This is a genomic window from Chengkuizengella sediminis, from assembly GCF_010078385.1.
In the GTDB taxonomy this organism is placed as follows: domain Bacteria; phylum Bacillota; class Bacilli; order Paenibacillales; family KCTC-33759; genus Chengkuizengella; species Chengkuizengella sediminis.
Window position 1 is genome coordinate 82,220 of sequence record NZ_SIJC01000006.1, and the last position, 12,048, is coordinate 94,267.

Consider the following 12,048-nt stretch of genomic DNA (forward strand, 5'->3'; position numbering starts at 1 on the left):
CTGGAATTTTTAAAGATTAACGATGACGCGTCTCACGTCATTCCCTCACGCAATTACTTCATGCAGGTAATTGAGTATATTTAATAAATAGGTGGATATAAATTGTAACGATGGATGAATTAAATTTAAGTTGGTAAAATAATTAAATTAGGTTATCCGAAACGGTTGAATATACGGCTTGAGGATAACCTTTTTACACTTTCCCTATCCTCAATAATCTGGCGCATGTCTCTAATAAGAGAAGCGTCTTTCTTTATGGACGAAGCCATTCGTCTCTTAACCGTAGGAACTATGGGGATAGCCTAATCCATTACAGACCATTAGGTTTCTGAACTTAGGAATCCCCCACTTCAAACGCAAAGCGTTAAGTGGTGGGAGTGTTCAATCCTTTAACGATTTCAGATGATTTTGCTGCAAAAACAAATGGATTTGTTATAGCTTGATAGGTGACAATTGAGGAAGGTGGGCTAGAAAAACTAAAATACGAAGATGCATTCCCTAGTAGAAATCCTCGTTTCTGAATTCGTTTAACAATCTTATTTATCTCATCTTCAAACAAATCTAATCTAGCTAGGCAAAGAGATTCTGTTTTAGAGATAGGTGTAAAGGAAAACAGCAGGTCATTAAAAGCTACATTTAATCTGCCTAGTATTTTGGACTTTCTTGATCTTTGAAAACGTATAGTACAAAAATTATTAAAGCAAAAAGGAACAAACATATTTCCAAAAACTGAGGCTAAGCGTTTACATCTTTTTTTTACTACTCCAATGCGAGTAGGAAAAAAATTTATATTTGCTCTAATAAAAGACTCCCGAACTATTTTTGCAAAAATAACGGGATATTCAACTGCTTCAATAGTTAAAGTGAACACTTTGGGGTTACTTTTTAGATACAATTGTACGGCAGATCCTATTTTAATTGATTTATAATTCCTCAAAAATCTTATAAATGGGGTTAATTCTGATTCTAATAAACTAATTTCTCCAAGACACAAAGCTCTCCCTTTTTTATCTAATGATTGAAAATCTAGGCCAACTGCTAAAGCATTGTTTACTTTAGATGAATCTACACCTTGAATTTTCAAGGGAAAAGGGCGCGTTGCTACACTCGTACAAGAAATGTTTGGATCAATAAATGGCGTCCCCCTAATATCGTTGTAAATTTATTACATAATATATCAAATTGTTTACTCATATAATTAACTTTCCTTTAATTTTAATTTTGGACTGTCCTACCTACCATTTAACTAAAATTGTGAACAACGAGGATAAATTATGGAAGGAAGTCATACATCATACTATGCAATCCATTTGTTTCATGTATGTACAAATGTTCTAGGACAGTTACATCAATTTGATTCCCCGATCTGGCGTTTTTCTCTAATAGAGAGCGCTTTCTCTATGATTTGAACTATATTGTGGTAAATAAAATTGTCTAGTGTATTCAAATTTGAAATAATGGAGGGTGTACAATGTCCATCTCTTGGGTTTGCTGTTATAATTATTCCCATTTCGTTATTAGATAAAGTGTGAGAATCCTCTCTTATTTATGATTCGGAAAAATATGTTTACTAATTATTTGAAAAAGAGGTGTTTTACGTAGTTATGGAAATAATAAAAACAGGATTGATATTGTTATTATTTATACTAATTATCTCATTATTCTTTAGTTTAGTGCGGGTTTTAGTTGACAAATATCTAAGTGATTTCTATCGAGAACTTTTAAAAAAAAACGGGAAACTTTTTAATTTTTTGAAAAAGATTTTTCGAGTTAAAGAATAATATGATACATCCATCTTCCGGATCACTGATCTGGTAGTATTTTCTTTGATGAGGAAGGATGAATCTGTATATCCGTTCATGATTCTAGTTTCCAAATACCATAGCAAGGTAAGGAATTCCCTCATCCAAAATTATAACCTAGTTAGATATTTATGCTAAAATTAGTGATAGATTGTGTAAGTATGGACTTAAGAACCAAATTGTTCTAGAAGATGTTATTGTTTCCTGATGGGAGCCAACATCAACTAATTGAGGTGAGTTTCTATATGAAACTAAGAAGAGGCGAGGAAAAAGATCTCAAATTTATAACTAAAGCAGATCTAAAAAATGAGGGGTATACAATAATCAAGAAAGAAAAAAGAAGTTACTCCTGCTTAAAAAAACATTATAAGTTGATGAAAACTTTTATTGTAAATGAACAAAAAGGTAGTTTTGTTGTAGAGGATGAAACAAGAGAATTACAAGTTGGTTTCATACTTTATAGAATAAAAAATTTAAAAAATATTAGATCATTTGAAGTTTTTAATAAAATTGACCGTAAGTTTTTTCCAGATAACGGTGAGTTTTTGGAAGTGTTTCAACTTTGGATTAATCCTTTATATCGTAAAAGGGGATTGGCTACCTTACTAAAAAAACAACTTGAAATCGAAGCAAAATCGAGAAATATTAAAGTAATATACACACATACTGAAGAAAAAAATGAACATGTAATTGATATGAATTTAAAACTTGGCTATTTTGAAGTTAGAAAAGGACCAATTTGGGATGAAACAGTAAGGGTGAGTCTTATTAAAAGGTTAACTTGATAAAAGGTGAATGCTACAATGTAGAGTCCAGTTATGATAAGACATGGTTAATGGTAAGTTATATCATAACATTAATATATTTAACCTTTCATCTGTGACCACTTTTTATTCTTTTTACCTTTCTTACTTTAAGAAAAATAACAAGATTAATATTCAGCAATCTGGCGCGTTTCTCTAATAAGAGAAGTGCTTTTCTTTATGAATGGACCATATTGTTGAGGATAGATTTGACAGTGTGGACATATTTCTTGAATATAATGTGTGACTTACAGCATATCTAGTTCAATAATGGTATGATGAGGCGCTTGGATGTGGAGGTATTTAGTTTTATGGATCTTTTTATTATTGGCGACATACATGGATGTTACTATACGTTCAAAAAGTTATTGGAAAAATGGGACATGGAAAATGAACTTTTAATTCAAGTTGGAGATTTAATAGACAGAGGAAAAAACTCCCCACAAACAGTTAATTTGGCTAGAGATCTAAAACTAAAACATTCAAACAAAGTAATTTTTCTAAAAGGAAATCATGAATATGAGTTTGTGCAACATATTGTCAATTATCCAAATGACAATTGGTTACAGCAATGTGGTCAAGATACAATTAATCAATATAATTTAGTTAATAGGGATATTAAAAGTGATATTGAGTGGTTTAAAGAATTACCGTTGTTTTGGGAGAATCCAAAAATATTTATAAGTCATGCTGGTATTGCTGAGGAAGCAATTAAACCTCTTAATGAATCGAGCCTTTTGAGTGTGATTTGGAACCGAAATAAAATAAAAAATATTAATAAATTACAAATAATCGGTCATACACCATGTAAAGAGCCTCAATATAATCGATATAGTAACTCGTGGAACATTGATACTGGTGCAGCTTATTCAGGATATGGTTATTTAACTGGGGTGAAAGTAAAAGCTAATGGAATGATTAAAGAGTTTATAAAGGAATTAACAGATAAAAATGATATTGAATAATTGGACCTTTGATAATCTTTTCTTTGCTCAATATTTTCAGGATTCAACTCAATGCCTACAAAATTTCTATTATGTTGCATCGCTACCATTCCAGTAGTTCCTGAACCAAAGAAAGGGTCGAGTACTATACCATCTTTATGACAACCAGCTAATATGCATGCTTCAACGAAGTCTCATGTATATATTTTCCTTTTGAATAAATTCCGAAACTATTATGATTACGAATCAATTAAAGATATAGTAAACGTGTGAGGAAGCTGTTGTCACTATACGACAACAGCTTCCTTTAGCAAGGTGGGAACTGTTTGACGCTTAGATTTAATATGATAATAGGATGTTATATATGAGATATAATGTGAATAGGTGGTGACGAGTATGTTAATGAATCGATTATTTCAAATTGTGTATATTCTATTAAATAAAAATCAAGTAACAGCAAAGGAATTATCTGAAAAATTTGAGGTTTCTACTAGAACTATTTATAGAGATGTAGACAAGCTTTCTATGGCTGGAATTCCTATTTACACAAATAAAGGGAAAGGCGGGGGTATAAGTTTACTTGACCATTTTATTTTGGACAAATCTGTTTTATCAAATGAAGAACAGAATAAAATATTAATTGGTCTGGAAACATTAAAAGCAACAGAATATGAAAATGTGGATCAAGCATTATTAAAATTAAAAGCACTGTTCAACAAAAGTGATAAAAATTGGATTGAAGTTGATTTCTCTTATTGGGGGAGTTCTAAGTATGAAAAGTATAAATTCGAAAAATTAAAATATGCATTAATGAATTGTAGAACGATTAAGTTTGATTATATTAATATATACGGTAATAAAACCGAAAGAATGGTTAATCCATTAAAACTTTTATTTAAACAAAAAGCTTGGTATCTAGGAGGATTTTGCCTCCTGAAAAATGATTATAGAATATTTAAAGTTCATAGAATAAAAAATTCCGAAGTCACAGATCGTACTTTTGATAGAGAAATTTACAATCCTAATGAGTTAAATATAACCTTTGAAGCAAATAAAATAGAAAAGCCAATCCATCTTAAAATGACTTTTACATCAAATATAAAACATAGGGTTTTTGATGAATTTGAGAGTGAATCTATAAAAGAGTTGGCAAGTGGTGAACTGGAGGTAAATATTGTCCTGAATGAAGATGGTTGGTTATACAGTTATTTAATCTCTTTTGGTGAAGATATAAATATCATTGAACCAAAGTATATTAATGAAATTTTAGTGGGGAAATTAACAAAAACCATAGAAAGTTACAAAAAGAATTTATAATATGACATCATGTTGTCAACTAATAATTGTTAATCTAGAATTACAATTTTAATAATAAATGGAGTGAAAATAGTGAAAAAAGAATGGAGAAAACACGAAAAACAGTTTTATTTACCCAAAAACAAACCCGAACTTGTACAAATACCCCACTTTAACTTTTTTACAATTCAAGGAGAAGGGAATCCAAACAATGAATTTTTTGGGGAATATATAAGTGCCTTATATTCATTATCGTATGGAGCAAGAATGTCATATAAATGGAGCAATCCACCTAATGATTATTATGAATATACTGTTTATCCACTTGAAGGTGTATGGGATATTGCAGATAAATCTAAATATATTCCTAAAGTAATTGATAAAGATAATTTAGCTTTTGAATTAATGATTAGACAGCCAAGTTTTGTAACGGAAGATTTAGCGAATGATATTTTAGAGATAACTAAACAGAAAAAACCCCATACATTATTGGATCAAGTTAATTTTAAAACGATAGAAGAAGGTGCCTGTGTACAGATGTTGCACGTAGGAAGTTACGATGATGAACCCATCAGTTTTGAAATTATGAATCAGTTTTGTACACAAAATGATTTAAAAAGAACATCTATGAAACATCGTGAAATATACCTATCGGATTTTAGAAAAGTAAAACCTGAAGATCTAAAAACAGTGTTGAGATTTAAAGTCGAAAAATACAGTAATTAAGTAACTTCTAATTGACTCCTTCATCAATATTTTCATAAAGAAAGTGATTGAAATATTTAGAACCTGTATTGAGCAATAGTCGAAACCTTTATAGAAAGAAAACGTAAATTATTTAAAAGGATTCTTTAATTGATATTCATTGGAATTCTTAGGGGGGAGACTTTATGGCTGAATTTATAATAACAGTTATTTTTATGATTCCTATATATGGTTTGTTTATTTGGACTTATTTTTATCCGGAGGAAAGTATATTATTTGGAAGAAGATGGATGTACAAAGAAGAACCAGAGCTATCCAAGGAAGTCATTCGTTATACTAAATTCGTATCTATTGTTGCTATGGTTGGACTACCTATTGTTCTAATAAGTATCATCTTTGATATTTACTTACTTAGATTTGTTTTAGTTTTGGGATTTCCTTTTATTTTTATATTTGGGCTATTTAAAATATTCAAATGAAATAGATTCTTAAACTATCAGGAAGAAATGACAACCTAGAGCTAAAAAAAATTTTGATTGGTTATTCGATCCAAAAGGAAAAATGCTCTTAAAAGATAGATATGAATCAACCAAACCTGAAGAAATATTACCAGTATTGATGTGTCCAGATGACGATTCTTACTTGATAAGATTATTCTTGAAAACAACTTAGGAATTTTAACTAAATTTGATGATGATCTAATTAATTATTAGAGTTTATGGGGAAGAGTAGATAAAATTCATCTATTGCTATTAAGCTGTAGATAGAAAACTATTTGATAAATTTACTGATATTAGAATGGGGTGTTTGATAAAATGAAGCTTGGATTTTCATGATTGTCTAGTTACAAGGTGATCGGTGTGATTGAGGATCATCCAAAAGATTGTGAACAGTATTATTTGGAAAAGAGACTCACTTGAATACTACAGAGCTAGAACAAATTAGGAGTTGATTGTTAGTGGGAAAAATGGTTATATACACTTAAACCCCTCTGTGAGAACGATTCTAAGCCATTTCACATGTAAACCCTAACCGGATTATATCAATTAATCCATTTTAAAAAGGATAATAAAAAGAAAAACTGCCCCTTCGCCAAAGGTAGCAAATTTTTTGAATTTGGGTGTTTCTGCCCCATCCCCTCGAAAAGGTTCAATAAGGAATTCCCTTCTTAGAAAAAAATTAGTCTATTTCCCCTACTAATTGTAAAACCATAAAAATAATAATTCTTAAAATATACTTGACTAATCATAAGAAAGGGACAGCTTCACCTACAGGTGAAGTCTGTCCAAAATGAAGTTGAATTCATACATAAACTGTTCGGACTAGGCTCTTAACTTCATAGAATCTATTGAAACATTATTTCTCCAGTAGACTATTTTTGCACCAGAACCACTGCCTCCACTATCTATCTGCTAGCTTTATATCTCGGTAGGCAATTTCACCATCCAAATAAGAAATGAATTTTTTGAAACCTATCACATTATAAACTTCCATTCCTCTTTCCGCTATTTCTTCTTCTATAGTAGACTCTTCTAATAATATACTCTCCAAACTTTCTTTAGTAGCCGTTACTGTGGAGTTAATAGCAAATAATCCAAGTGAATCAGCATGTTCTGCTGATACAAATTCTACTGCGCCACCTCTTACCAAGATTGCTACTTTTTCTTTCTCTTTTCCGTTCTTTAGAACAAATTTGACCCCAAGATTGACATCATCTTTCTCTGCTTTTTCTGCATCCCAATTATACGTAAGCATGCTAACTAACGAAGAAAAGTCTAATTCTTTTAATATATCTCCTCGACCAGGGTCAATAACATTTGATTCTAATTCACCTCTAAGTTCTTGTGCCGCGCTCAAGTAAAAACCTCTGACATTGGCTGCCGTCGACAGATACCCCAGTTCCTCGAGCGCCTCGGCCTTCAATAATTTGGACTCAGTATCCTCAGGAAAGGCTCTCACCGCCCACGTAATTAATTCAGCTGCCCATTCATATTCTTTTCGATCGATAGCTTCCCTTGTTTCTTTCTTCACTTTTTCTAAGCCGCCCATTACTTCCACATAGTTTGATGCTCTTGTTTCATAAGGGGCTCTGGATAATTCAGTAGGATCTCCTTCAAACCATCCTAAAAAGTCCGTATAGATGGCTTTCACAGAGACATTATAATCTCCATAATGATTTCCTAACCCGTGATCCCAAGGATCATTGAGTCGCTCGGGTAAATTGACAAATTCAACTAATTGATCTTTATTGAACCCTTGATTCATTCCTCTAATGGATTGTTGATAGACCCAAGATATGGCATCTCGATAGTCTGTCATACGTTTTTTTACATTACTTTTTCCATACACAGGCCTCCCATGTGTAGGGACCATGTATTTGGCCTCATCGAATCGGTACCTCATTTCATCAATCGATTCTATCCATTGTCCCACGTCCCTTGTTTTCGTCCCTCTAGGACTATATAAATTGGGGAATGTAGGATTGATTACTTCAGATGTAATAAGTACTTTCTCCTTTGGTAAATAAAACACCATTTCATCTTCTGTTTCTGATGGGGCGTACATAATTTCCATTTCAACACCCGCAATTGTCATTGTTGAACCTTCATCTGGAACCATGATCGTTGGCTTAAAGAAAGAAATTTCCTCCTGCTTCTCTTCTTCATGTCTTCCTTGGAAAGGAACTCCAATACCTCCATGCACATACCCGTTATCTTTACCTGATTTATAGTTCCAGTCCAAATATTCACCTGTGTGGTATGATCCCCGTTGAACCATGATCGGAGTAATCACGGAGAAAATATTCTTTATGTTCCCCATTAATTTGTGATGAGCTACAATCGCAACTTCCCCATTTTCGACTTGCTCACGTGTCACAAATGACCTTGCCCCTCCTACATGATCTATATGATTATGTGAGTACATGATCCCTTTTACAGGCTTGTCTGTTATATCTCGAATCGCTGCATACACCATATCTCCAACATGCATGTCCGAATTGGGATCAATAATAATGATCCCATCTTCCCCTTCAATCATAACTGTATTGGCTAACCCAAAACCTGAAAAGGAATATACATTGTCAGCTACCTTAAATACTTTTGCATCCTCATTTAAGTAATCTGAATGCTCATAAGATGACTCTGGAACCATTGGATTTCCATGTTCCGATACAGATACTTCCGGATTTATTGGGTCGTTCTTATGATTTTTCTGATAAGCGTAGTGCCCTTCTTCTTCACCTACCAGCTTATATTCTAATTCTGTTTGTACCTCCTCCACAAGTTGATTTTCCTGTGCACCAACACTCGGCAAAACCATCATCACCACTAATAATACGATTGTGAAAAAGATAACTCCCCTTCTCATCTTAAACATTTAACCTCTCCTTTTTTCAATTTTTTGTTAAATTCCAATTAAAGGAATATAGTATTAATTATACTCTAATCATTTTGTTACTTTTATCAATCTACAGAACTATTTTCTGTGTACTCGATGAAACTCTATCATTTGTAGTTTTAAAATAAAGATTGATCGTTTAAAAGAAAGATCGATCATTTAAAAGATTAAAATAATTGAATAGGATCCCCTCTTGAGATAAGATTATCTTGAGAGGTGATTTTTTTGGCTAAAAGTAAAATAATTAAGCCATACAGATATGAAAATTAAAGAAGGTAGGGAGTTGACCTTCCTAACGGTGATGGATTCTTTTTGTTTATCATAAAATATGGGTTTTAGAGGTGTTTTTGATCAAACTTTATTTTAAACTTGTATGATCAAAACTCATGAATTAGATAGAGATTCATGAGTTTTTTTTGACGCTCATATTAAACAAAAGGGCCATATTGTTGAAGAACCACTACCCCGACTATCTCTTTAACAAGACCTATGAAAAAAGATAAAATATGGATACCTTATATTATGCTCGGACTCTTTTTTGTAATTTTATGCACACTGCTGTGTAAACAAAAAAGCGCATAGTAGTTATATTGACATGAGACCTTATTAAATGTTATTTTTTAAGTGAAATTAAACAAATTATATTTGGAGGATTACATTATGATTTGACGTTTTTGACACCGTACTCGAGCCCCTCCTAGTAAATATTGAATCTAGTAAAATTATATGATCAATATTTATTTAGAAGGGAAGATGTATTTTGGAATACATTTATATGTTCAAACAATTATGGTTTTACGCTGAACGAGAAAGATGGAAAGTTGTAGTTTACTTGACCTTGCATGCAATTTCTATGTTAGGTGAATTAGGTAAACCCTTTGCTTTTTCCATGGTCTTAAATGCACTACAAAGAAATGAACCTACTGTGGTTGAAGAGGTTATTACTTGGTTAGGATTCTATCTTCTGTGTTTTTTTGTATTTGAAATATTCCATAGGAGTGCACGTTTTATAGAAAGATTTGTTGCATTTCGTAATCGAAAACGTTTTGTAAATGCAATGTATAACCACCTTCAATCGTTACCCCTAAGTTGGCATTCAGACAATCATTCAGGAGCTGTGATCGATAGAGTGAACAAAGCTGCAGATGGATTATTTAATTTTGGTCAATCTCAATCTATGTATGTTCAGTTTTTTATGAACTTTTGGGTTCCATTAATTATTCTATGGACAATTTCCCCAATTATCTCTGTATTAGCTGTATTCAGTGGTTTGACTTTGGTGGTTATCACTAAAAAATTATATAGCTTATCAATCCCAGAATATCGTGCACAGAATGACAAGTTTCATAATGTTGCAGCTGGACTACATGATTATGTTAGTAATATCACAACGATTATAATGTTAAGACTAGGTAAATCAGCACAAAATGATATTGATGAACGTATTAATCGTGTATTTCCGCATTTAGTGAAAGAGAATTACATTACAAATATAAAATGTTTCATTGCTGCCCTCATCATGATTTCACTTGATGTTGGATTAATTTTTTATTACATCTACACTCAGAATCAAGCTGGTAGTGTAATTATGATTGGTTCTGTAACAGTCATTTTCTTCTATCTACATCAATGCATGTCATCATTCCAATTTTATTCAGGGGATTATGAACAAGTCATTCACTGGAAAACAGATTTTGAAACAATAAAACCGATCTTAGATGAAAAGGTAAAAATGAATGAGTATATTGGAACTGATCTTGATCAATGGAAGCAACTTAACTTGAATTCACTCAAATTCTCATATGGGGATGGGAAATATCATTTAAAAGATGTATCCATAATTATAGAAAAGGGTAAAAAGATAGCGTTTGTTGGTGCAAGTGGTGCAGGAAAAAGTACATTACTAAAAGTATTACGTGGATTAACACCTGTTGAGGGAGGAACACTGACAAAAGAGGATGGTACGAATCTACCTGTTTCTTCACTTTCAACAATCACCACACTTATTCCGCAAGAACCTGAGATTTTTGAAAATAACATTCATTACAACATAACGATGGGAATGTCAGGTAGTGAAATAGAAGTTGAGAATGCGTTGCGAATTTCGGGCTTTAAAGAAGTTGTAGAAAGATTGCCAAATGGACTTGAAAGTGATGTTCGAGAAAAAGGTGTAAATTTATCTGGTGGTGAAAAACAAAGGTTAGCTTTAGCCAGAGGGATTTATTCTATAAGAGATAGTGAGATTATTCTATTAGATGAACCTACTTCTAATGTAGATCCTGCAGTAGAAATGACAATAATTAAGAGTTTATTTGAACATTTATCTGATAGAAGTGTGATTAGTGTTCTCCATAGATTACACCTTGTGAGACATTTTGATTATGTATATGTATTTAAACAAGGTGAAATCGTTGAGGAAGGCACTTTTGAGGAACTTCATAATGCTAATGGTGAATTTACTCGTCTTTGGCATAAATATCTTGCTGAAGAGGAAGAGGAAGTAGAGGGGTATGTCTATGGAAATAAGAGCTAGGGTACTCCATTGTATACTCCCTATATTGGAGTGGAATGAAACTATTATTGAAACATAACAAGATAAAGTCAGTACAGAAAATAGGATAGTTTAAATTCTACTTATAATCTAGGAGAATGAAAATGACTGATACTATGTCAACAAAATAAAGTGGTTAGTAATTGAGGATGTAATTAAGCAAAAGATACATGGTTTGTCGTCGTCCGACAACAAACCATGTATTGCTTATTGTATTTTAAAAGAAAGATTGATCAGAACTCATGAGTTAGAAAAGCGAATTATGAGTTTTTTTTTGATTCTCATTTTAAATAAGCAAAAGCATTTAGCTGAATAACTTGTGAATATTATCAATGTAGAAGTCCCCATCTCGTATGAATTAAAAAACCTCCACCAAAAATAATTGTTAATGATATTAACCACCTTTTCAATTCAATACCCCCTAATATACTTTAAGGCGCTATTCTTAAAATATATTTTAAATAGAAAAAAAGATTTTGATATCTAATATATTTATCTAAGCGTATAGGTAGTCTTAAATCTTTTTTCCCTTTTTCTATTATAAATTT

Annotated in this window: 9 protein-coding genes and 1 pseudogene; 7 read left to right on the forward strand and 3 right to left on the reverse strand. The window is 32.0% G+C overall.

All coding sequences use genetic code 11. The features are described from left to right. Positions 1-364: 364 nt before the first annotated feature. Positions 365-1,084: a DUF1259 domain-containing protein gene (locus EPK97_RS13415; RefSeq protein ID WP_162037137.1), complete on the reverse strand. Its 720-nt coding sequence runs from the start codon at positions 1,082-1,084 to the stop codon at positions 365-367. A gap of 963 nt (positions 1,085-2,047) precedes the next feature. On the opposite strand from EPK97_RS13415, the gene EPK97_RS13420 reads away from it, so the two are divergent. Together EPK97_RS13420 and EPK97_RS13425 are read left to right on the forward strand one after the other, a co-directional pair. Then, the gene (locus EPK97_RS13420; RefSeq protein ID WP_162037138.1) at positions 2,048-2,587 is read left to right on the forward strand and encodes a GNAT family N-acetyltransferase; all 540 of its coding nucleotides are present in this window, start codon (positions 2,048-2,050) and stop codon (positions 2,585-2,587) included. 329 nt (positions 2,588-2,916) lie between these two features. Further along, a complete protein-coding gene (locus EPK97_RS13425) occupies positions 2,917-3,570 on the forward strand; it encodes a metallophosphoesterase family protein (protein WP_162037139.1) in 654 nt (217 codons plus the stop codon). Here EPK97_RS13425 and EPK97_RS22685 read toward each other — a convergent pair. Further along, positions 3,486-3,725 (reverse strand): DNA methyltransferase, encoded by a 240-nt coding sequence (locus EPK97_RS22685; protein ID WP_162037301.1) that lies wholly within the window; start codon positions 3,723-3,725, stop codon positions 3,486-3,488. The genes EPK97_RS13425 and EPK97_RS22685 overlap by 85 nt on opposite strands. Before the next feature lie 220 nt (positions 3,726-3,945). Between EPK97_RS22685 and EPK97_RS13435 the strand changes: the two genes are divergently transcribed. From EPK97_RS13435 to EPK97_RS21915, 4 genes and pseudogenes are all read left to right on the forward strand, one after another. Next, a complete protein-coding gene (locus EPK97_RS13435) occupies positions 3,946-4,866 on the forward strand; it encodes a helix-turn-helix transcriptional regulator (RefSeq protein WP_162037140.1) in 921 nt (306 codons plus the stop codon). Between the two features lie 72 nt (positions 4,867-4,938). Continuing rightward, on the forward strand, positions 4,939-5,571 hold the full coding sequence (locus tag EPK97_RS13440) for a GyrI-like domain-containing protein (RefSeq protein WP_162037141.1): 633 nt from the start codon (positions 4,939-4,941) through the stop codon (positions 5,569-5,571). Between the two features lie 164 nt (positions 5,572-5,735). Beyond that, complete coding sequence (locus tag EPK97_RS13445) at positions 5,736-6,029, forward strand: hypothetical protein (RefSeq protein ID WP_205690264.1); 294 nt, start codon at positions 5,736-5,738, stop codon at positions 6,027-6,029. A 765-nt stretch (positions 6,030-6,794) separates the two neighbouring features. After that, a pseudogene (locus EPK97_RS21915) lies at positions 6,795-6,884 on the forward strand (IS6 family transposase); the annotation flags it as partial. Positions 6,885-6,951: 67 nt separating this feature from the next. Here the strand turns inward: EPK97_RS21915 and EPK97_RS13450 are convergent. Then, the gene (locus tag EPK97_RS13450) at positions 6,952-8,928 is read right to left on the reverse strand and encodes an alkyl sulfatase dimerization domain-containing protein (protein WP_162037142.1); all 1,977 of its coding nucleotides are present in this window, start codon (positions 8,926-8,928) and stop codon (positions 6,952-6,954) included. A gap of 781 nt (positions 8,929-9,709) precedes the next feature. Here EPK97_RS13450 and EPK97_RS13455 point away from each other — a divergent pair. Continuing rightward, positions 9,710-11,482 carry an ABC transporter ATP-binding protein gene (locus EPK97_RS13455; protein WP_162037143.1) on the forward strand — a complete coding sequence of 591 codons (1,773 nt, stop codon included), beginning with the start codon at positions 9,710-9,712 and terminating at the stop codon, positions 11,480-11,482. Positions 11,483-12,048: the final 566 nt, after the last annotated feature.